Consider the following 21611-nt stretch of genomic DNA (forward strand, 5'->3'; position numbering starts at 1 on the left):
GAGGCAGAGTTCGTTGACGACCGCTTGATAACAGCCGTCCTTGCCAAACAAGTCGGTCCCCGGAGAGCCGAAGCCATTAACATCTTTGGGTAGGCCCAACCCACACAACAGCCAGGCCGCTCCGGTCACCGCCTCTGAGAGCACCTGGTTGGCGCCGTTGCCGAAATACGTCCAGGCATTAATTCCCGGAAAAGGCGGCGTGAATTGGTCCATCATGCCGGCGATCCCGGTGGCGCCCCAATGATCCGTGGCTAATGTATTTCCCGAAGTGAAATCACGCATCCGGGTGGACTGCTTGGCGGCATAAAAGTTGGTGCCATTACAGGTCACGCCCAGGCTGATTTCATACATCAGGCCGTTCAGATCAGCCACCCCGCATTCCTGGCCGTTGTGGGTGGTCTTGTTGAAAGGCACCCCTGAGCCGGTCTTGCCGCAGTTGGAATAGCCGTCGGTGGTATAGAGCACCGTAGCGTCATCGCAATCTCTCAGGGAGTTATTATTACAGCCTTTGGGGTAGTTATAGCTGGCGTTATACCAGGCGCACCAGGTCGTGCCGCTGCTGGCCTGCCCGTGGGCCAGCGAGAGGAGCGCCAGGGCGGCCCGCTGAAACTGGGAGGCCACGTGAAAGATGCTGGCTGCATTGACGGACCCGTTCACGCCATCCCTCGCATGGGCGCAGTCGATAGTTTTGTAATAGACGTTGACGCCGGCCGACGCGGTCAGGTCGCTCATGGGGTTATGGTCTGCCGCGGTCGAAAGCGGCAGGGCGTTCCAGATGGATGAGCACACGAAGCCGGTGCCCTTGGCGTTCTTGGAGACCTTGTATTTGTCGATGAAAAATCCCGCCTTCTCAGTGCCGCCGTCGATGAAGGCGCGGTGCAGGGCATAGCCTGCCGAATTGGCTGCCGCGGTGCTGACGTAGGCGGAAGCCGGCTTTACGTCCACCGCATTGACGGCCAGGCCGTTGGTCCCGGTCCCGGCCTTGTAATAGAATTTCGGGATAAAGACCATGATGGAGCCATCAAGATAAATATAATTGCCGAAAGTGGGCGAGGTGGGGAACTGGTTATTGGCAAAGGGAATCATGCCGGGAGGTAGGTTAGCCGGATCGCAGATACCCATACTCGCCCCGGGTGCTCCCATAGGCTGCATATCATTGACTTCTGCGTATTGTGCAATCCGGGTATCCACATAGGTCTTGACGGCCTTCTGTGAGGGATATTTGGTGTCCGAGTTGGCTGCCAGGGTGCCGTCGGTGTCCTTATTGGCAACGGCTTCCTGGGCCACGTTGGTGACGTTACCCAGGCCGACCATCGTGGCGGAAATGCCCGATACGGTCCCTGTAAAAGTGGGCCCGGCAAGGTTAGCTTTCAGATTTAAGGCCGTCTGTTGGGCAGTGGAAACAGGCAAGTCACTAATTGCCACCTTTTTAGTTACGTCTTGAACTACATTAAATATTTCAGTTCCATCCAGAGGTAGGTCCGCAGATGGATAAGCATCTTGTTTAGGCATTTAAACGTCCTCCATGGGCAGACCGTCGCTATCAAGTATGGGACTATAAGATGTGTCGAGTATCTGAATTAATTTTGCGTATGGCGAAATAGCCGCATCAATATAGGCTTCTACATCTTCTTCATAAGCCAATTTTTTCCATACGACAGGCATCAGTCAGCCCCCATATATTTCTTCTGAGCCTGAGCGACCACTTCACTCTCAACCATCTTAAGGACCAGGAGAACTTGCGGGAGAGGTAAGCGTGACTCAGCGATGAAGGCCACGAAACGGTTGTGTAAGGTCCCCATGGTGTCATCCAGGTGGGTCTCGTAAGCCTGGCAAAGTTCGTTTAGGGCCTCAGCTTTATTTACCTTCATTCTCCGCCGCCTTTCGCATGAGTTCCCGCCGCTCCCGGATGGTCAAGGCGGGGGTTACAGGTGGGGTCACCTTCTCCCCCATGAGCTTCCCCAAGATTCTTATCAGAACCTCACGCTCTTCATCAGTCAGGTCCATTAAGCCGCCGCAGTACAGCCGTAGAAAGCCAGTTCGTCCACCTGAAAAACCATCTTGCCGATTACCGGAGTCAGGGCGGCTCGGGCGGTTGCATCGGCCACATTGTGGGTTACCAAGTTTGTGGCCTGTTGTCCGTCAAACTTTACCGCCGCGGTGGGCTCCCCGAAGTCACTGAGTAAAAGTTCATCGGTCCCGCCGTTTTTATGCGAAGCAGCGTGGGCCGCAGGTGCGCCAGCGTCGCCCCAGACAAGCCCGGTAGCCTCAGATGCAAGGGCTTTGAGGACTTGGCCGTCTGTTCCCTTGGTCAAAATGGCCGGAGTACCGGCTGCACTCCCGACGATCAGATCGCCCTTGGCAACAATATCCGACTCCATGATGGCGCCGGCAGATGCTACGTTGTCTGCATCGGTAACGTCGGCCCCGTCTTCCACATTAAGGATAGCACGAACCTCTGTGGCAGTCAGGGCGGCAACATTGCCCCCAGTCTTACGGCCCACGATGGTTTGCTCGGCCACAGTAACTGCGGCGGGAGTATCATCGGTAGTTGCGGCGAGAACAGACTGAGCACCGAACAGCGATTTCAGAACTACATCTTCTTCATAAGCAAGTTTTTTCCAGGTTACAGCCATGATCGTTCTCCTTATTCAACGGCAACATATACACTATCATCAAGCACGTTGTAAAATAAGAACCCTTCCTCTGCGGACTCAGGAGTCAACATCGGGTTCAAGATGATCCCGTTAAAATCAAACGGCTCAGAGCGGCTTTCCCATGCGCCCGTCTCAGCATTGAACTGGATCAGGTCGCCATCGTTACCATCTGGGAAATCGCTTTGTCCATCCAGCCCGTCCCTACCCGGGGGGCCTTGCTGTCCAACCTCAACAGTGAACGGGACCGACTGCGGCGTAGTAATAACCGTCTCAGATATTGCCTCAACGATAGTTGCAACCTCAATCTGCGGGGCTACTACGGCCCCCACATCTTGAGCCTGGATAAGAGCAACTTCCTGTTCTGAGACAATAATGTCGGCCACGTTACGCCTCGGGTTCCCGGGTGACCGTCCCCACCACCTTGACCGCCCCCTGGATATAACTCTGGCGCAAAGTCCCCTTGGTCAGCACCAGATCGAAATAGGCCGTGTTGCAGTCCAAGGCTAAGGTCTGAACGTCGGTAAGGCTGATGGTGACGCTGCCCGAAGGGATATTAATGGCAGTCGTGAAGGCAAGGATCAACGTGTCAGAATCTACACCGGGGCGCATCTCGGACCTAACGGTGTAGTCCGTCAAATCCATGATTGTACCCTGGCTTTTCAGATAGAAGGTCTGAGAGAAATCACGGTCCCGGTAGATGGTTAAGTCGTATTTAGCCGGTTTCATTACTCACCCTCACCTACGAATATATCCGGCTGGCGATAAGATAAACTATCGCCTCAACCGTGTACCCACTCGCCCCAGGGTCACCCGAGATGGTGCATTTCAAGGTATTAAGTTCAGACAGGATACGCCGGATGGTGACGCCAAACTCATGATCGTAATTGGCATTTTCAGCTTTTGCAGTCCCGTCCCACATCTGGAACCCGTCAACATCTTCCAGGGTGAGTTGGGCTGTGCGGTTGCCGGTATTGTCGCTGTTACGCTGATGAATATGCAAAATTTCGCCTTCCAGGACAAGAGACTCACTCTGGATAAGATCGGCTCCGGCCGCACCGTTGGCGAAATTGAAAGTGACTCTTTTCCTGATCCACCTGGTTCCCTCCATCGCCTTTTCCTCCTTTCCCTATGTCGTAATTACACAACTATTTTCGTCAAAAATACAAGGGGGTAAATTACAACCCCAGTCCTGAGAGCCCAAAATCTCTTTTCTTGCGAGTGCGTTTGGGCTGGCCGATCAAAGTGCCTATGCCTCCTAAATCCACCAACCCAAAATCTGACTCCAAGACTTTGGATAACTCCTGATTGACTACCGATTCATCGGTATCCGGAATCTCCAATCCATTGTCAAGTTGGGCCAACCTGTTCCGAAATGCTTCACTGTTAATCCCAGGAAGTTTTGCGCCTAAAGCCCTTAATACTTCTTGCTTGTCAGGGGTCGCCGCCTTGTAGCGTTTATAAAATGCCTCCGCTCTTACTTCCGGAGCCAGATGGGAAAGCGATAACCACCACCGGCGATCAGGAACTTCATGGTATGCCTCATAATTCTTGACTTCTCGGATAAGCCGCTTGGTATCGTTCGGGGGTTGTGCCGTGATGTATTGTGAGTAAACTGCCATCCTTTCTTCAAGAGGAAGGCTGAAATTGGCATCAATGAGTTTTTCCAGTTCACGCCGTTGCTTAAACCTTTGGGTGTTCTCCTGTAAAGTTGAACCTTCAATCTCCTGTTGATACGGCACATAAGGGTCGGTGGACCGCATGAGCTTATTCGCCATGGGAAAATTCCCCAAGATTTCCCCTAAAGTTTTCTCCCGATCTTTCTCGGGGAGGTCAGAGAGTATGGACTTAATGCCACCGCCTACCATGGAAACATACGAGTTGGTTGCCGGGATCATCGTACCCAGGGCGTATCCCAGCCGTTCCGGCGAAAGCCCCGTAACCTCACCGGCCTTAATCAAAAGCGGGTGGGTATAGCGGTTATATTCCTCTGACGATTCAACCTTGGGTCCACGCCAGATATCCCGGTTGCGCCAAAAATCTTTATTGGCGAGGTAGCCAATCATGGCCTGGAAAGTCGGAGGTAACTTTTCGTTGGGGACAAGAGGTAAGAAATCGCCCACAGCAGAGGCTATCTGCCTGCCGTCCACTTTCTCGCCTTTCAATAGCGCCATCATGCCTTCAAAGGCCGAAGCGAACACCCTCTGGCCCTGGTCTTTAGCGATACGGAAATAGTGGTAACGTTTATTCCCCAACTCATCCAGATAAGAAAATGGCGTGGTGATAATCCAGTTGGTGACCTTCTCGTTTTCGGGTATCTGGTCCCAAGCATCTTTATTGACCAAAGTGTTTGCCAGGTAGAGGCCGACCGCCAGGGCCCCGATCTGCCCCACCTTCATCATGAACAACTTGGGGTCAGCGTGTGCGGCCTTAGCAATCATCCTGGTCCCCTGGATGCTGGCATTGAGGTAGGGAATAGCAGAATCAGCCGCCTTTGCAAACGACCCACCTTGAGCGAAATCAAGGTAATTCCGAGCCGCCCATGTAGCTTCTTGAGGGGCCTTGCCATTCTTGAGTGCTCGGTTCCGTACAGCCAACCGGGTAAGGATTTCTGAGGTTTCACCGACCCATCCAAGGTAATGCTGTATGGTGCCGAACACACCCGGCAACCTCTGGACCTGCCCCTGGTTGGTCAGGAAACTCATGCCGCCACCCTGATTGATGAAATCCTTGTAAGCCCCCTTGCGCCCGATGGCGTCCTTGGCTACTTCCAAAATATCCTTACCCATCTGTCCAAGATATTTTGGTCCTACCTTGGAATACTCACTACTTACCAACCAGATATGGGCGATATCACGAGGCAAGTTGGTAAGAGCGAAGCCGGGGTTCATCCCAGTAGCCATGGCCTGAAGAATCTTGGCGCCGGAGGCGTAACCAATAATCTGCCCGGCAAGCGATGAGATCATGGGGTCAGACTGCACCCACTCCCGGGCGTACTTGTCGGGCATAATCAATCGTTTTTCCTGCCCGTTCTCCCTGAACTTTATGTAGGTCTCGCCCGCCCCCGGAGACTCATATTTGTAGATCACCTTCTGTGCGGCGGCGGTCATATCGTATTCAGGGGGAGCGTCCTCAAAGCTGAAATTCACCTCGTTCGGGTCAATCTTCACCCTCTTGGCGACTCTCACAATCCCATTGTCGGGAACTTCTTTGGTCAGGTTCCAGAGAGACTTGTTCGCCTCATTCTTCATTATTCTAGCTTGGGTCCGAGCCACGGTCTGACCCAAGAGCATCCGGGAATTATTTTCCAGAGCCTGATCGGAGCCCTCTTCCAAACGCTGAATACCAGAGTCGGGTACGGTAATCTTGCGTCCGCCAGCGGTGAACCCTGTCACGTCCGGGTCGATGTACTGAATGAACCGCCTGGGGGAGTAGTCGCCGTGACTCACCATCTCTTGATAATTCTGCTCATTAATCAATCCAGCATCCCGCATGGCGGTGAGATTGTCCTTCATGGCGGCAAAGTAAGCATCGGCTCGGGCGTTAAGCCTTTTGGCAAGGGCGGGCGGCATACTGTCCAGATAGGCTTGATGGTCAGCCGCACCCAACATCCCCGGGTGCATCATGTCGGGCTTATAGGCCTCAATGGCAATAGTGCGCCGAGACTGAATGACACGGTTCAGAAGTATCTCGTCCGCTTTACTCAAGCCGTCGTAAATTTTCGAGTTAGCCACTTCCAAAATCTGTTGGGCTTTAGCCGATGCGCCCCGACTCAAGTCGTGGTTCATAATGACTTCCCTACCTGCTGCCCCACCCTCAGCGAGAAGTTGCTTCTTGATGTTGGCGGCAGTATCCACGGTGAGGTGTTTCATTTTCTTCCACAGTTCGCTCAACTTGGTTGACCGCAACTCTTTGAACTGAGACTCGTCTCCTTCGTACATCTCTTCTACCCGGCGAGCTTGAGGTTCTTGAGCAAACCGAGTTTTTTTAATGAGATATTTGACTTCCGGGGGTTCGCCCTGAAGGCGAGATGGGGCAATGGACTCTGGCAACCCGCCTTTGGCGATCTGCCCTCGACTTGGCGCCAACGCCTCCGGTAACCCGCCTTTGGCTTCACGCCCCCACACCTCCCCGCTCCTGACCTTCTCGAACACACTCTCCGCGTTGGGGAAGATAGACCGATAGATGTTCCGGAAGAAGTCGAGGATCTTCTGGAAGGCGGTGTCGGGTCGTTCCTTGGGGTTCCACTCTTCATAGGCCCGAGCCCTGGCTTCCACGTCACCGTACTTCTTTTCCAGCGCAGCGATCTCACGGGGAGTCAGTACCATCTCTTCAGCGGCATGAAGGATTTCATGGTGGAGCGTGGCGCCCCCCTCGCCCTTCGCCAAGGTGATGATCCCGCCCTGGTCTATCGGCTGCCAGCGGCCGGCAATGTAGTCAGTCGGCCCAAGCTCAGTCTTACCGTAGGCGTTCAGAGCTTCCTTTTCCACCTCGATAGTACCGTTCTGCCAGATGAGGATGCGCCGGCCATCGGCCAGGGTGACCTCGTGGGTGTTGGGGATAAACGTGGACTCGGTAACCTTGGAGTCTTTCCCGAACGCTTTCTGCAAGGTGTCCGTGGTGATGAGGGGTTCAGTCACCCCGTTCGGTTCACCCGTCTTGAACCGCGGTGCCTCCATCCCCACCATGGCAAAATCGGGGAAACTCTTAGCCCACTCCTTCCCGCCCCACTCGCCGTACTTGGGTGCGTAGACCGTATCGTAGACATCACGGGGTACTATCCCGGTGGACAGGGCGTAGTTGAGTTCCGGCTTGGTCAAGCGGTCGATCTTGGTGGATAGGTCCTGGAGGCGGAAGAGGGTGTCACCGCCCTCGCCCGGCTCTCCAAACAACCCCCCGGTGCCAGGGAGTGACTGCATTTGGTGAGAGTCGCCACCTGAGTCAGACATTTTTTGCAGACGCTGACGGCGCAACTGGTCAAAGACCTTTGGGTCTTTAGCCATCCTGACGATCTGATCGGTAGGCCCGTCAGGGAAGGTCTTTAAGACAAGTTCGAGGTGGTTCGCATCTAAACCAGGATTATCGGCCTGGATGGTGTCAAGGCGAGCGGTTAATCTTGAGGCGGGTTTTTCACGGGGGCTAAGGCCAAGGGCAGAGGCGGCGTCCCAAGAGGTGTCGAGGTTTGCTGCTCCTGCGCTACCCTCGCTTCGGATAGCCTCTCTTTCAGCAGCAATTTCTCTCTCAACATCTGCCTCAACTCTGGCGAGTGCTTCGGGAGAGAGTCCTTCTCTGGCGGCTTGCTCTTCGATGTCGGCATAATGATCCTCGAACTGTTGTTCGATGCTCTTTTGATTTAAAAACTTTTGATAGCGTCCGTCAACAAAATAACGCAACATATCTTCGGCATCTGTGAAATGGCCGAACTGATCGGGGAAATGGGTCTTGGCTTCCTCAAAGGCGATATCGGGTGCCAGCCCGCCTTTTTTGAGTACCGTTCTCCCAAGCGCCATCTTCTCTTCCGGAAGATTAAAATTCCCAGTGATTGCGTAGGCTTTAGGGTCGATCCCGCCGATGTTATGAAGGAGGGCAGCAAGATCGTTTCGTTCGATGGCCCGCTGGGGGTTAGAACCTTTACCTTTGGTCTGTCTGGGAGTAGTCTTTATCCGGGCCTGGGCCTGTTCGGGAGTCTCCGCCGCAAACACCTCCGGCGCACCCTGCCGTGACCCGTGGGTCGCCCGGAACTCTGCATCGGTCCCCGGTGCCTCGGGCCGACCCCCCAGGGCAACGTCAAGTTTGTTCTTCCGGGGAGTGGGGGCATTCTTAATTCTGTAAGAGGCAAAATCCCCCATCCGATTAACAGTCACAGAGGCTTCGTCTCTCTTGGCCGCTGATATAATACTCTGTATGTCTGCTTCAGATAATCCTTTGAGATTAACCATCCCAAGCTCATTCTTATTTGCTCGCCAATGGTTTAAGGCTTTATCAGTAAGCGGAATATCTGTACCTATGTCTTTAGGGTGAACAGAACCCTCAATAACTTTCCATCCCTGTTTATTCCCACCAGTGGTATAGTTTTTTACCCCAGTGGTAGGAACAGCCCATGCAATAACTTTATTTGGGTCATTTAAAGGCAAATTATGACGATTCTTCTTCGGAGAGGTGGACTTAGGAGTAACTCCCCCCTTCCCCAGTCCGGCCTTCTCGGCAAGCGTCGGGGGGGCGGGGGTGGTGGATTCAGGAAACAAAAGTTTGGTAACTGCTCTGGCTTGAGAATCGAGTATTCTTTGGGCTTGTCCGAACCCTCCAGGTTCTTCCGCAAGTTGCTCCAATCTTTCATTGAAAAGTTCCGCTATTCCAGCAGCAGGATTCCCATACCGATTTCTTGCCTCAATAATATCCTTGATGGGAATTTCATAAGAGTCAGCTTTTTTCCGGCCAACATAACTGTCTATCCGAATGTTATCGCCTACGATTGTGGCCCTCTGCGGCGCATTTCGGACACCTTTATCGTAGATAGTTGCTACACCCCCCTCAACCCCACGCCCCGCCTGCGTTTCCAGACCGAGGCTCTGAGATGCCCCAGGTTGGCCGGTAAGCGATGAGGGAATGGTAGGGGTAGGGGGTGATTGCGGGGTGACTTCCGGCGCAACTTCACTTTTCCCAGCAATCGGCCACATCCACCCGGTAGCCAGACCATTCTCCGGCAAGGTGTAGTCAAACATGTACTGGCCCGGCATCCCTTCCGACTCCGGCCAGACACCTTTGTAAGTTAATTCCTCCGGGGTAACCCCCCGCTCTTTCGCCAGGGCGTCACGAGCGGCTGTGATCTCCGGGGTGAGTTCCACTGTGGTGGGTTGAAGGGTTGGCTCGGGTATGGTGGTCGGGGTGGCTTGCGCCTGCTGAACCCCCTCTGATAATGTACCAGGCGCATTAGCCGGAGCGATCTCTTCCGGGGCAGGAGTAGTGGCCGGGGTAGCAGTACCCCGTTCCACACCGGACCCCATGGGCTGGTCGGGAAGTTTCGGGGTGGGGGAGGTGGCCTCTGCTGGCTTCGGCTTCGGTTCCGCCACCGGTTGCGTAACGCCTGCTTGCGCTTCCACCGGCTGTGTCAAGTCGGAGGCGGGTTTACTTTCCACAACGGGGGTCCTGGAAGGGAGTCCCATGGGCTGTTCGCGTTCCGCGGGGGTGATCGCTGCGGCCGGAATCATGGGGGCATCGGATGTCTTATTCCTACTTTCCTGTAACCGCTTCAATTCTTGCAACTGACGATGCTGTTCAATATATTTTGGATTTGTGAGCATGCCTTCGATATACTGATTAGCCATCTCTTCGCTATCAAAAGTGGTTGTCCCAGACAAGCCTTTTACTTCGTATTTATCTCCCTTCTTAGATAAAAAAAATTCAGGTAAATCAGTTGATGTTGCCCCCACCTCATCCGTAACGCCAGAATCAGCTTTGTTTTCTACAACGATCTGTGAAGTCGCCTCTCTCTCAGCTTGGTTAAATTCTTCGGGCGAGTTCGTAGGCGATGGCGGAATCTTGTCTATGATCGCTTGAACTTCATTGAATTTTTCATCACTGATATTGTTCTCTTTTTTCCAATCCAAAACGTACTGATTATAGAGGCTATTAGCCGCTTTACGTTGCCCAAGAGCGTTCATCCCCGCATTGACCGCATGGATACCAAAACCTGTCAGGAAACTGACAGCCAGGGCGCCAGGGTCGGTTTCTCCGGTAAGAGCATGGCTGCCAGCAAAAGCCGTACCTGTCGCTGTCGATGCGAGCCCCTGCTGTATCCACGGATTCTTGGTGAGTTGGTTGAACGGGATGACCTCAGCTACGCTAAACAGGGCCGCATTGGGGATGGACTTAATGAAAGCGTCCCGAGCCTCTTTGACCCCGCCACCCTGCCCAATCGTGCTCAAAACATCAGTGGTTCCAAAGTTAAGGGCATTGTTCCCCAAAGTTCTGAGAAGTTTAGCGGTAGGACTAAGAGCCGCTTGGGTCGTTTTCCCCAAGATGCCAGGGATGGCCTCAGTCACCGCTCCCGCAACTGGTAAAGTTAAGCCCGCAGCCTTCAAAACTGCGCCGCCCAAGAGGTAAGGAAGAATACCGCCCACAACTTGACCGACAAACTCACCACCTTTCATGTACCAGGGGTCATCCGGGCTGGGCTTGAACTCATCCGGGGCCCCATATTTTTTTGCAGCCCCGGTGATAAGCCGGAAAATCTCAGGACTTTCTTCCGCTCCGGTGACAGCCTTGGTAATTGGGCTGATAGTTTTGTCCACTATCGTCGCGGCACCGTGTAACATATTCAGAGTAGGTTCAGCTACAACCTTAGCAGTTTTCCCAATGGTATATGCGATATCTGTCCCTACGTCCTGGCCAACCAGGGCAATAGAAGTTGGAAGCGCACTTTTCCCTTCTTGCTGTGCTTGAGCGGTAACGCCATCAAACATATTGTCCAAAGCGTCTTTTTGACGAGGTGTAGATCCAGTGCCCGGCAGTTCAAGCGAAGGCATAGATTGCCCTCCATTCTGAGCCGCAGAGGTTATGCCAGCGAACATCTCATCTAAAGCATCAGACATGATCTACCTCATTGCTACCATTTAGGCGGTTCTTCATTAGGGTTAGGGGTAGGCCACAAACCCGAGTTCTTCACAGCATTACCAATAGCCCCAAACCCAGTTGGTATCGTATCGCCTGGTGCAGGGGCGTTACTGGCAGACCATGCCCTTATCGGATTGATAATTTTATTTTTGATAGTTTGATATCCCGCAGGCGGTTCTTCGCCCAACGGTTTCGCAAATTGATACCAAGGAGTAGGACCGGGGAGTTGTGCCGCCGACGGCGAACCTTGAGTAATTTTCTCGACTGGGGAAGCGTTAGGATTACCGCCTAACTGTTTCCATTCTCCATTACTGTAATTCCATTTTGGGTCTTTAGCGTAACTTTCCGCTAAATATTTCTGCCCCTCCCACCCGCTTTTGCTTGGCCCAAGTTTTTCGATGACGGCATAATCCGGGGTCTTCAGGTGCCGATTTGCCTCAAATATCTGTTGAGGGCCGTAACTCTGTAATACCGCCATCTCTCCATCGGTCATACTGCGACCGTTCCGTTGAGAAAAAGTGTTGGCAAGTTGAGGGATAGTCTCGGTTTTCCAACGAGTTTGCATACTCTTTAGGGCAGTATCGTGAGCTACCTGTTCTGGATTTTTGGTGGCATCACGTTGCACCCCCGAAGGTATCCATCCCCGCCGATCCATTTCCTGTAGGTCGTAAGCCTTGGCCGATCTTTCATGCCAAACCTTATCAGCGTTGAGTTCTTTTTCCGCCCTTAGTCGCTGCTCCATCTGCTGCTGTTGCTGCAACCCCTTGAACCCTTCAGGCGAATACCAACGGCCTTTATTCCCTCGGGAATCATACCCCTCAGTGTACGGTGCCCCGCCCGCCTGGACCCTGCCACCCTCAGCCCTGGGGACCGCTGCCACCCCCCGAAAAGCATGGTTCGGGATGATCGTTCCGTTCTGGTCGGGCACCATCAGTTCCGGCCCCCGCTCGCCCACCCAGTAAGGTGCGTTACGCCTGACTGGGCCGCCACCGGCTCTGGTTAAATCATCATTCAGCGGAGGGAGCCACGGTGAGGGTTCGTCGGGGATAAAAGTTCCCTCATTCCGTTGGATAGAAGTGTATTGGCGGGGAGTTTGAGCTTCCTTGAGCCGGGAATCCGCCCCGTACATCTGCCCGTACAGCCCTTGATCTATACCGTACCTGGAAGTGTCCGCCTGCGTACTCGCATTGCTCATGGCGGTGCCTGCCTGGATGTTGGCAATATTTTCTCTGGAATTAGCATCTATATTCGCCGCCGCAATCCTCCCCAGGTTTCTTTCTGCCTCAACGCTTTGGTAACTCATCTTGCAGCCTCCTTAGATACCGTTGCCTTCTGCATCCTGGTAAAACGACACAGGAACCAAAGTCCATACATCTGTACCGAATAAGTTCTCATTACTTAATATATTCGTATCTTCATCTTCCCAAGACTGTACTACTTTTTCTGTTTCCACATCTTTTAGGACAGTAACACGATCACCCACTTGGTACTCTGTGAAATCTGACGGTTTAGCTATTATATCATAATGATTTCTCCATGATACTTTATATTGTGGATATGGTATCGTATCAGTTGGCGCAATAACTTCTATTACTATCGCACTACTGTAATATATAGTATCAATAAAATTTCCAGAGTACATGAACGGTAGCGATTTCTGCTCTCTACCACTTGCACCCCATGGGTAACCAGGGTACAACTTAACCGCCATGCTTACAAATTCTCCGGGGACCGGGAAGCGCATATCTTCTATTCCATCAATGGTGTATTCCACATAAAACCACCAATGTTTCTCCGGTGACCCCATGCCAAGTGATACGGTCTTGTTGAAGAACTGAGTTGTTACGCCACTCTCACCCTTCCGCCGTACCCCGGTCTTATTCAGCAACACCCGGTCCTGATCCTGTTCCGGCCAGTCGAAATGAGGCTTTGATACCGGTGCCGCCCTTTTCCCATCACCAGGGATAACAATGACATCATCCACCCGGCTGGAATACTCCCCGATCATGGTGAGCATCAGGATCACGTCCACTTGGTAGCCACCCAAAAAGTTGATCTTCAAAGTGGTGCCGTCCAACTTGTACTGCGCCACGAAGATGCGGTAATCCGGCCCGTCTTTAGGAACAAACGGGTAAATCTTCAACCTGTCAATCATGGGCTGGAATATGCTGCCCTCAGTGATCTCAAGGCTCGGTTCTTTATCCAGATACCCCCAGGTGAGAGCTTCGCCGTAGAGTTCCTGTACCCGTTGCTCAGCCTCTTCATCAATCCTCCGGATCGACTCGTTGGCCGTGTCCTGCAACTTCTTTATATCGGCGTAACTCATTCCAGCACCTAAGAGATCGTCTTGGTGGTGTAGTCGGCGGAATTAATGAATCTCTGAACATTCCTGCGGGTGCTGGCTACAACTTGGGCGGCGTAAACCAGTTGTTGACCCCAGGTATCCTTAGCGTCCTTGGCAATGGTGGACGCTGTGCGGGCGTTCAACAGGTTCAACCGGACATTGGTTAAGGCGTTCTGAAGGTACTGCTCATTCGAGATATTCACTCCCATCCGGGCCTTCTCATAATCAAAGGTCTCCAAGGAGTTATCCATCTCGGTTTCCCGCAAGGCCTCCTGCGCTTCGTTGGCTACCAAGTTCTGACCGATCTCAGCCTGCAAGTTCGCCTCTGCCAGAGTCAAGATCAACTGCGTGGCTTCCTTGGTATCGTACAGGTCCAGGGCATCTTCCAGGTGAGATTGGATGTAAGTGAAGCCGGCTGCAATCTCTTTCTGACCCACATCCAACTTAATCTTGCTCAACTGTTTGGTCAGGATTTCAGCGTAGATGCTGGCAACGTCGGCCTGCAAGGTGGCCTTGTCGGCCTCAGCCATGTACTGCTCAGTCTCAGCCTGGATGACTTTGATATCGGCCTCGCCCGCGGCAATGTCGGCCAGAAGCGCCCGGACGTTGGCCTTGGCAACTTCAACTTTAGCCTTGGCCAAGTCGGCCTCAACCTGCGCCTTGGCGATCATCTCGTAATAAATCTGGGCGTTGATCTGATCTAAGCGGAGCCCTTCCTTCGCAACCGCCAGTATTGCTTGCCCCTCAGCCACGGCCAGTTGCTCAACCTCTACCAGTCCGGCGTACTCCTTAACCCCCATGATAAGGGACTTAACCTTGGCATCTCGAAACATGGCGGCTAAAATATAATCATCTGCCGCTCGCTGGATGACGATCTTGGCCCGCCCCGTGGCGACCTTGGCATCGGCAATCTGGCCGTCCTGAGTCACCCCGGCCCGTTCCAGTTCAGCGGTCCTATCCCGCTGTCCTCCCTTGATGTCCCAGACCTCGTCGCTGACCGCCATGGTGTTCTCGACCCCGGCGCCCGCAAGCAAGTTCTCTGCGGTCTGCTGCTCGTCCAGAGGAGTAAGGAGCCCGCCCAAGTCCATGTTGACCCACAGAGAGTTGTTGCGCTCCCGGGTGCGCTCGACAAGATTCAGTTTATCAGTCGCTTCACTCATCTTGCGCCTCCCTATATAATCGTATCCCAAGTGAAATGAGTGCCTTGGGACGATATGTACTCAGTGGTGTTGGCCGATGCTTGAATCGCCAGAACATGAGCGTTGGTCTTGAGCACGATATTGGCCAAAATTGCGCTCAACTCTTCCGTCAAATTACTGATCTCTTCTCCCGTGGTGGCGATGTTGGCGTTCACGTCTATCGCATGGCGGGCGAGAGAAGTATCCAATTTCAGGTCTATCCCGTCCTGCTCCAACCCTTGTTTCTTAGTCAAGATGCTGTCCCGAACGCTGTTGCTGTACTCCTGCAAAACCCGTTGAGATTGAGCCCTGGCCAGAGAGGTGGCCCGCTCAGCCTGGGAATATTTCTGCCGGGCCGTTTCCAATTCGTTCTCAGCCGCCCGGGTGAGGTGGTTGGCAACTTCCTCGCTGTTCTTCAAGGTGATCCGGTCGTACCCCAGCATTTCAATGGCTTCCCGGATGGGAATCTCAGCGGTGATCGCTGCGGCCAAGTCGAGCCGAGCGTCGGCTTTCTGGATGTAGAACGGGATCATCTCCCGCTTGATGGTAGCGACAATCTGCTCGGCGGCCAGGACCTTGGAGAGGGAGTCGGCCCGGCGTTGCTCAGCGGCCAGAACAAGTTGCTCGGCAGCCAGAACGGCGTAAATGCTGTCGATGATTTCCAACTTCTTCTCCGCGGTGGAGAGTTGAGCCTGAACCAATGCGGCCTCAGCCGGCAATGTCCGGTTCTCAGCGTCCACCAAGTCCTGCTTATGGATGGTAATGCGCCGTTCCGCCTCAGCCCTGTTCTGCATAATGGCGACCGTGCGCTTCTCGGTCTCGCTATTCATCCTGGCAACGTCGGCCCGCCCGGTATCCCGGAGAGCGTCGGCCTGGGCGGCCTCGATTGCCAGAGCGTTCATGAGTTCTTCTTTGTAAAGGTCCATGGCGAGCTTCGCAATCTGGACCATGTACTTCAGTTCAAACTCTTGCTCCTGGAAGATCACTCCGCGGCGCTCTTCATAAATCTTGCCGTTGACTTCCACCAGTTTACCCTTGGCGTCCTGAGTGGCCGCCAGGATAGCCGCCAAGGTATCACCCCCGGGCATAGCAAACCCCCGGCCAGCGTTCTCGGCCAATGCCTTTTCTACGCCCCCGGTGAGCTTATCCATGATCTCATCGGCAGCTATGGCGAATTTTGCGGATTCGAGTCGGTCAAATCCCATACTGCTATCTCCTGGCAAGCGTCAGAGCCACGATCTCCAACTGATCTAATCGTGTAAAGTCAGCGATGTCTATGGTCATTTCTCGTCCCTGTAAATTACTGGACACCTGAACCCGCCCTTCATCCACCTCAAAATATCCTTCATCTTCTCCGGCCTGGACCCGCACCTGAACATCGTCCCCGCAGTTCCCCAAACGTAAGGCCCGGAGCCGTTTATATCTATCAGTCCCGAAGTTCACCGGCCCAATGCGCGCTCCCGTGTGAATAGGGGCACCGTCGTCATCCGCACCCTCAAGTAGGTAGATACCGTCCGGCCCCGCACCGTAGGCCTTGCCCTGATGGATAGCGAAGCTGTTGAAGTTGAACCCGGTGAAGTATGCGGGCTCAAAGTTCTGGCCGCTTAACGCCCAAGTATCCGTGGTGGTATCCAGGATTACGTCGGGGTTCACGATAAGGATGGACCCGGCTGCCACAAACGCTGCCACGGGGGGCATGATGAAGCCAACGGCGCTGTCGCTCCCCACCAGGATACATGGGGCGCCGGCGCCGGTGAACGCAACGAAGGCGGATACGGTGGGCTGGTCGGGAGTTCCTAACCCGCACTCCCCGGTAACCTCGACACACCCCGCCGCGATGAAAGCGGTGGTCAGGGCGGTCGGATAGATGACCTCCAGCATGGGGAAGAAGAAACCGCCCGTCTTGATGTACCCGGCTGCAACGAACTCGCTAACCTGGGGGAAGATGGAATCGACCTGGCAGGGGGCCGTGATCGCAACGGAACCGGAGGCTGCGTACTCGTCCGGGGTGATCGTGCCGGGGCCGGCTGAGGCCACCTGACAAGGGCCGGTGACGGCGATGTAGCCCGCAGCGGTGAAGGCGGTGACCAGAGGCGTGGGTATGAGGCAAGGGCCGGTGACCGCAACGTAACCATCAGCGGTGAAAGCATCGACTCCCGGGGTGAAAGTGTCGTAAGCCGCCTCATCGCCGCCGACGGAAATGCTACCAGAGGCGGCATAATCTGCATCAGATACAACTGCCCCGGTAACTAAAGTAGTCTCAAACGATGGTATAAAGGTAAGCGGGAAGTCTGATATAGCCGAATCGTAAGGAGGGTCGTCCGCTAAAAAACTCAGGTTAATCAGGCCATAACCAGTCAAATCATCGACACCCGGCTCAACCGTGGCCCCGAGGGCCAGCAGGACGACATCAACTTCCCCGTCATAACTCCGAGGCATTGCCCCTTGACCATTCGTAGCCATATTGACACGAAGGCCATCTGCGAAAACTATATCTTGACTAAACTCAATCCAAGGATTTAATTGGTTTAAATAACCATTTTCTGGATATGTCCTTGCAATTTCATCTTCTGGAAGGTCATTTGGTCCACAGTTATAAAAGTAAATACCACCATAAGCGTGATGTTGTGCCTCGTCTTCCTCAACAAAGCACATTAAACCTAATTCAATAACTAAAACATCACCACTCTGACATTTAATTGAGTTTAATTGTATAGACGGAGGACAATAGCGATTAACTAAAACACCATTGACAAAACAAGGTGAAAATTCTGACACAAGTTCTGATGGTAAATGTTCTAATAAAATACCTCGCTCTATAGACATATCACCGCTAAAAACTCTAATCACTACTGCACTACACATTAAACTTTCAAAAGACAATTCAAATGCCGGAATCTGCCCTTTTACTGAACCACTAATTATTTGTTCTGACAATGGATCTGAAACAAATTGTAGCAATCCTCTTGCAACTGGTATCGGATAGGTAATTGAAGAGTCTCCACTACCATACGCACTTCCTTCATATTTTAAATAATCTCTTTTTTGATCTCTATCTAATTTTAGCCCAGGTTGCACACCAGTATAATCATAGCTATCCTTTACCCATTTATTATATGGATCGGGATAATTATCTACATATCTACCAGCGGAATAATATAACCGAGTCGGCATATCTTCACCTACACTGTAATCGTGGGAACAATCTGAATACCTTTGCCATTCACTACATAGATAGGACTATACAAATAATCGAGGCTTAAAAGTATCCCAGTTGTCCCGGTCAGGCTGGTACAAATAAAACTCCCATAAATCAGTCCAAAGTCTGCACCACTAGCCTGGAAGGTTTGTACAGCATAATCCGCTTGACTACCATTTATGTCCCAAACCCCCCGAGTCAGGGCGATGCGAGCATAGCCGCCCGTGGTGGGTTCGGTAAGGTCGGCCAGGGCGACGGACACCAACGGTGGTACGGCATCCATGTGTAATCCCAAATAGAGCGTAGTGTCCACCGCCTGCGCTCCGAACAGGATATTTAGGATACGATTGCCACCTTCATCTTGCCATTGTCCAGGCATTAAGTTCCCCTTTAACTGGCATTCAATGCTGCAATAACTATAACTGGAACGGTATCAAGGACATTGTATGGTCCATCCGAGAACTGTTCGATAGCGATAAGAACTCCATCTCCACTTGCGGCATCACAGATAAACCAACCGTCGATAGTCCCCCAATCATCCCCGGATGGAGTAAAGGTTTTAGCCGCAGCCGTTATTTGCCCTGTGCCGGCCGTCAAGGTAAAATCAGCAGGTGGAATGGCGATGCGAGCATAGCCGCCCGTGGTGGGTTCGGTAAGGTCAGCCAACACCGTATCGGCTTCTGGAGGGTCCCCGTCGTTATAAAAAAGACCCAAATAAATATCTGGGGGCGTAGCCTCTTTAAAAAAGACATCCATCAACTGATTAACGCCAACTGCGGGCCAAATGCCTGGCATAACTTTCTCCTTATAAATCCTTCGCGTTGTTCTGTAGATATGTTCTAATTTGAGCCGCTGTAACTGCCGGATACCATGACTTAATTAAAGCCGCCGCAGCAGCGACGACCGGACAAGCTGCCGAAGTGCCACTATCGCAAAAATAAAGCCAATCGGAACCAGGAATCGCTATATCGGTATAGGTGAAACCAGCCAAGGGTCCAACTATAGCCACACCTGGCGCCGCCACATCAACCTCTGATCCCCGGCTGGACCAGTCTGCTACCCGGTTATGGAAATCTGTAGCTGCTACGGCGATAACTGAGTCATACTTACCTGGATATCCTACTGGGTAAGTATCAGGACCATCGTTGCCTGCCGAAGCTATGAGCAAAAGTCCTGCGGCTGCGGCTGCTATACAAGCGGCTTCTAAAATCGAATCCTCTTCTTGTTGCCCAAGACTCATGCTAACAATATGTAGGCCGTGCTCCCGAGCCCAATCAATACCTGCGGCAACATCAGCAGCATAACCGCTACCAGCGGAATCAAGCACCTTGCACACATAAAGATCAACCCCAGGCGCAATTCCTTTAAAACTTCCTGGAAGGTTATTATGTTGCTCTGCGATAATTCCACAACACCATGTTCCGTGATCCATGTCGTCTTCAGGATCACTGGTGTCATTCACAAAATCATAGCCACCCTTATAAGGAGTAAATCCCTCATTCCAAAATGCCGGGTGAGCTTTTTGGATTCCGGAGTCAATAACGCAAAGTTTCACTCCTTGCCCAAATATCCCTTTTCCCCAAGCGTACCCGGCGTTTATTTTCTTGGGACCCCAATCTATATTCACGCCTGCCGGATTATAGGGCTGAACCGGGGTGTTATGGTAAGTTTCATAATCCGCAATCCTAACCTTGGGTGACTCTTTAACCGCCGCCACAAGAGGGTCCGCCCGTAGTGCAGCAACTCCAGCATCATCGGTATTCACGGTAAAAATGCGGTTATCCCAGCCCATCGTCCATTTGCGCTTAGTGCCATAATCCTGTGCAAGTTTATTGGAAACTTCGATTATCGCCTTGGGCAAACCTGTGACCGCAGGGCCTTTTAGGTGGACAGTGACCGTCCGCTTTTTAGGCCTAAAATCCACTCGGCAAGATTTATTCTCAAACATGACAGTCCTTGCTATAATGAATTATGTGGCTTAACATAAAGATCCCATGATTCCGGTGAATCCAATTCTTCTTTAGCAAAAACAGTATCGGGATATACCTGCCCTGGTTCCTTACGATATAATTTATTATTATTGTATGCTTCTTCTGTAGTATCATAACTTACAATATTATCCCATAACTCTGGATAATAATTACCTACACTACAATACAAATAAATCTCTCTCTTGTAATAAATTGTTTCTTCAATAGCATACGGATAGTACCTAATAATAACTATAACTAATATTGGCCCAATTATCGCTTTATATCCTAAAAAAATAATTCCTTCATCCGTAGTTTCTTCAAATAATAATTGAATTTGTTCAGTTAATCCTAAATCTAACCCATCTGGACCATCTGTAGGGCCTGACAATGATATTGTTCCTGTAAACATGGAAAATGAATAACTTCCGCCACTTCCAGATATATTGAATATATTTTCACCTACTCTTGGGATGCCATCATAAAAACCCATTACATATTGCGGAATACCATCTTGGAGCAAAACTTTTACTTCATCGCCACAGCGAAAACTTAAAAGGGCATTATTATTAAAATCTGTAGCTAGGGCACCAGACACGTCCCAATAATGCGGCCTCGAATGATAAAAAAGCGGAATGTAATCACTGACACCCCAATCCCCTTCAACCTTTACAGAAGACCAAATAATTATTGATGTTGGTAGATTATTTTCCCAATAGAATGCCGTGGAGCCATCGCCACCGTCCCCGATGACTCCTTTGGCGTAAGTTGTCTTGCAAACATCCGCAAAGTCAGAATGATTAATACGGTAACTGTCCGTGTATTTTTCTTCGACAATCAAAGATGCCGCATTAACGGAACTCGCAGCTATCCCCGCTGGGATAGAACTCGCTATTGCATAGATACCAGTTGGTGCCAGGGTAATCAGGTCAGTCATGGGTTACCCCATTATGAACCACTTGCGAGTGCCATCTTGTGATCCCAGGTGATAGATTGGCCGACAGCCGTCACAGCGATCCCACTCGCGAAGGCCCAAACTCCAAGTAACCGTTTATAAGCGTCGCCCGTGGTCGAAGTATTTGAAACGGCCACTTTTGCCCCGGCGACCCACAATTCCTCACCATCTTGGAAGGTGCCAGTTTTGGTTTTAATGTCGATGTACCCGGCCCCGGCAGCCGCCCATGTGCCCGATTGCAAGCTCACCCCAGTAACAACGCCGGTCGCCGCGCTGGTATGCCCGGTCACGGTGTCGCCTACCTTAATCTCGGTCACAGCACCGTCGAAGGGGATGACGTAGGAGATTGCGAAAACTCCATAAACTGTCTTGGCATCAGCCACGTCAGTTGCGGTGAACGTCCAGGTCTGCACCGCATTGTCGTAATCCGCCTGAGCCTTACCTGTAGCGTTCGTATAGACGAACCACTTGTCGGCGGTCAGGGCGTTCTCCACAATATCGTTGGACAGCGCAATCGGCGCATACCCCCGGCCCCCGCCCGTAGCGAGTTCGGTCAGGCTATCAATAGTCATCGAACCATCTGTCCCCGCTTGATTACTGTAGAGCCCCAGGACCTGCGCTTTTTGCAAGAGGATCGCCTTGAGCATTTCTTTTTCGCCCGAGTTCGGGACATAAATCGCTGTACTTGTTGCCATATC

17 protein-coding genes are annotated in these 21611 nt (G+C 52.2%); all 17 read right to left on the bottom strand.

The annotated features are described in order from the left end of the window. Nucleotides 1-1512 (bottom strand): hypothetical protein (locus WC356_02220; GenBank protein ID MFA5381953.1); only part of this gene is annotated, 1512 nt, incomplete at its 3' end. 345 nt (nucleotides 1513-1857) lie between these two features. Further along, a complete protein-coding gene (locus tag WC356_02225; GenBank protein MFA5381954.1) occupies nucleotides 1858-2007 on the bottom strand; it encodes a hypothetical protein in 150 nt (49 codons plus the stop codon). Further along, the gene (locus WC356_02230; protein MFA5381955.1) at nucleotides 2007-2636 is read right to left on the bottom strand and encodes a hypothetical protein; all 630 of its coding nucleotides are present in this window, start codon (nucleotides 2634-2636) and stop codon (nucleotides 2007-2009) included. The genes WC356_02225 and WC356_02230 overlap by 1 nt, the downstream gene beginning before the upstream one ends. Nucleotides 2637-2647: 11 nt before the next feature. Beyond that, a complete protein-coding gene (locus tag WC356_02235; GenBank protein MFA5381956.1) occupies nucleotides 2648-3040 on the bottom strand; it encodes a hypothetical protein in 393 nt (130 codons plus the stop codon). Nucleotide 3041: 1 nt separating this feature from the next. Beyond that, nucleotides 3042-3383 carry a hypothetical protein gene (locus tag WC356_02240; protein MFA5381957.1) on the bottom strand — a complete coding sequence of 114 codons (342 nt, stop codon included), beginning with the start codon at nucleotides 3381-3383 and terminating at the stop codon, nucleotides 3042-3044. Nucleotides 3384-3396: 13 nt separating this feature from the next. Further along, nucleotides 3397-3765, bottom strand: coding sequence for a hypothetical protein (locus tag WC356_02245; GenBank protein MFA5381958.1), 369 nt, complete (start codon nucleotides 3763-3765; stop codon nucleotides 3397-3399). 67 nt (nucleotides 3766-3832) lie between these two features. Next, nucleotides 3833-11245: an LPD38 domain-containing protein gene (locus WC356_02250; GenBank protein MFA5381959.1), complete on the bottom strand. Its 7413-nt coding sequence runs from the start codon at nucleotides 11243-11245 to the stop codon at nucleotides 3833-3835. Nucleotides 11246-11259: 14 nt separating this feature from the next. Further along, nucleotides 11260-12570 carry a hypothetical protein gene (locus WC356_02255; GenBank protein ID MFA5381960.1) on the bottom strand — a complete coding sequence of 437 codons (1311 nt, stop codon included), beginning with the start codon at nucleotides 12568-12570 and terminating at the stop codon, nucleotides 11260-11262. A gap of 12 nt (nucleotides 12571-12582) precedes the next feature. Continuing rightward, complete coding sequence (locus WC356_02260; protein MFA5381961.1) at nucleotides 12583-13593, bottom strand: hypothetical protein; 1011 nt, start codon at nucleotides 13591-13593, stop codon at nucleotides 12583-12585. An 8-nt stretch (nucleotides 13594-13601) separates the two neighbouring features. After that, nucleotides 13602-14771, bottom strand: coding sequence for a hypothetical protein (locus WC356_02265; GenBank protein MFA5381962.1), 1170 nt, complete (start codon nucleotides 14769-14771; stop codon nucleotides 13602-13604). A gap of 11 nt (nucleotides 14772-14782) precedes the next feature. Next, nucleotides 14783-15994 carry a hypothetical protein gene (locus WC356_02270; GenBank protein ID MFA5381963.1) on the bottom strand — a complete coding sequence of 404 codons (1212 nt, stop codon included), beginning with the start codon at nucleotides 15992-15994 and terminating at the stop codon, nucleotides 14783-14785. 4 nt (nucleotides 15995-15998) lie between these two features. After that, nucleotides 15999-17963 (bottom strand): hypothetical protein, encoded by a 1965-nt coding sequence (locus WC356_02275; GenBank protein ID MFA5381964.1) that lies wholly within the window; start codon nucleotides 17961-17963, stop codon nucleotides 15999-16001. Nucleotides 17964-17971: 8 nt separating this feature from the next. Next, nucleotides 17972-18367: a hypothetical protein gene (locus tag WC356_02280; GenBank protein MFA5381965.1), complete on the bottom strand. Its 396-nt coding sequence runs from the start codon at nucleotides 18365-18367 to the stop codon at nucleotides 17972-17974. Between the two features lie 11 nt (nucleotides 18368-18378). After that, on the bottom strand, nucleotides 18379-18783 hold the full coding sequence (locus WC356_02285) for a hypothetical protein (GenBank protein ID MFA5381966.1): 405 nt from the start codon (nucleotides 18781-18783) through the stop codon (nucleotides 18379-18381). A 10-nt stretch (nucleotides 18784-18793) separates the two neighbouring features. Beyond that, nucleotides 18794-19936, bottom strand: a complete 1143-nt coding sequence (locus WC356_02290) for a S8 family serine peptidase (protein MFA5381967.1) — start codon at nucleotides 19934-19936, stop codon at nucleotides 18794-18796. Nucleotides 19937-19947: 11 nt separating this feature from the next. Continuing rightward, entirely contained in the window at nucleotides 19948-20895 is a 948-nt protein-coding gene (locus WC356_02295; protein MFA5381968.1) for a hypothetical protein, read from the bottom strand. Nucleotides 20896-20906: 11 nt separating this feature from the next. After that, nucleotides 20907-21608 (bottom strand): hypothetical protein, encoded by a 702-nt coding sequence (locus WC356_02300; GenBank protein MFA5381969.1) that lies wholly within the window; start codon nucleotides 21606-21608, stop codon nucleotides 20907-20909. Nucleotides 21609-21611 lie beyond the last annotated feature (3 nt).

It is taken from the genome of Candidatus Micrarchaeia archaeon (assembly GCA_041653315.1).
Taxonomy (GTDB): domain Archaea; phylum Micrarchaeota; class Micrarchaeia; order Anstonellales; family JAHKLY01; genus JAHKLY01.

Coding starts and splice junctions, on each gene's coding strand:
- WC356_02225 (MFA5381954.1), bottom strand. CDS start 2,007: ATGGACCTGACTGATGAAGAGCGTGAGGTTCTGATAAGAATCTTGGGG.
- WC356_02230 (MFA5381955.1), bottom strand. CDS start 2,636: ATGGCTGTAACCTGGAAAAAACTTGCTTATGAAGAAGATGTAGTTCTG.
- WC356_02240 (MFA5381957.1), bottom strand. CDS start 3,383: ATGAAACCGGCTAAATACGACTTAACCATCTACCGGGACCGTGATTTC.
- WC356_02245 (MFA5381958.1), bottom strand. CDS start 3,765: ATGGAGGGAACCAGGTGGATCAGGAAAAGAGTCACTTTCAATTTCGCC.
- WC356_02250 (MFA5381959.1), bottom strand. CDS start 11,245: ATGTCTGATGCTTTAGATGAGATGTTCGCTGGCATAACCTCTGCGGCT.
- WC356_02255 (MFA5381960.1), bottom strand. CDS start 12,570: ATGAGTTACCAAAGCGTTGAGGCAGAAAGAAACCTGGGGAGGATTGCG.
- WC356_02260 (MFA5381961.1), bottom strand. CDS start 13,593: ATGAGTTACGCCGATATAAAGAAGTTGCAGGACACGGCCAACGAGTCG.
- WC356_02265 (MFA5381962.1), bottom strand. CDS start 14,771: ATGAGTGAAGCGACTGATAAACTGAATCTTGTCGAGCGCACCCGGGAG.
- WC356_02270 (MFA5381963.1), bottom strand. CDS start 15,994: ATGGGATTTGACCGACTCGAATCCGCAAAATTCGCCATAGCTGCCGAT.
- WC356_02275 (MFA5381964.1), bottom strand. CDS start 17,963: ATGCCGACTCGGTTATATTATTCCGCTGGTAGATATGTAGATAATTAT.
- WC356_02280 (MFA5381965.1), bottom strand. CDS start 18,367: ATGCCTGGACAATGGCAAGATGAAGGTGGCAATCGTATCCTAAATATC.
- WC356_02285 (MFA5381966.1), bottom strand. CDS start 18,783: ATGCCAGGCATTTGGCCCGCAGTTGGCGTTAATCAGTTGATGGATGTC.
- WC356_02290 (MFA5381967.1), bottom strand. CDS start 19,936: ATGTTTGAGAATAAATCTTGCCGAGTGGATTTTAGGCCTAAAAAGCGG.
- WC356_02295 (MFA5381968.1), bottom strand. CDS start 20,895: ATGACTGACCTGATTACCCTGGCACCAACTGGTATCTATGCAATAGCG.
- WC356_02300 (MFA5381969.1), bottom strand. CDS start 21,608: ATGGCAACAAGTACAGCGATTTATGTCCCGAACTCGGGCGAAAAAGAA.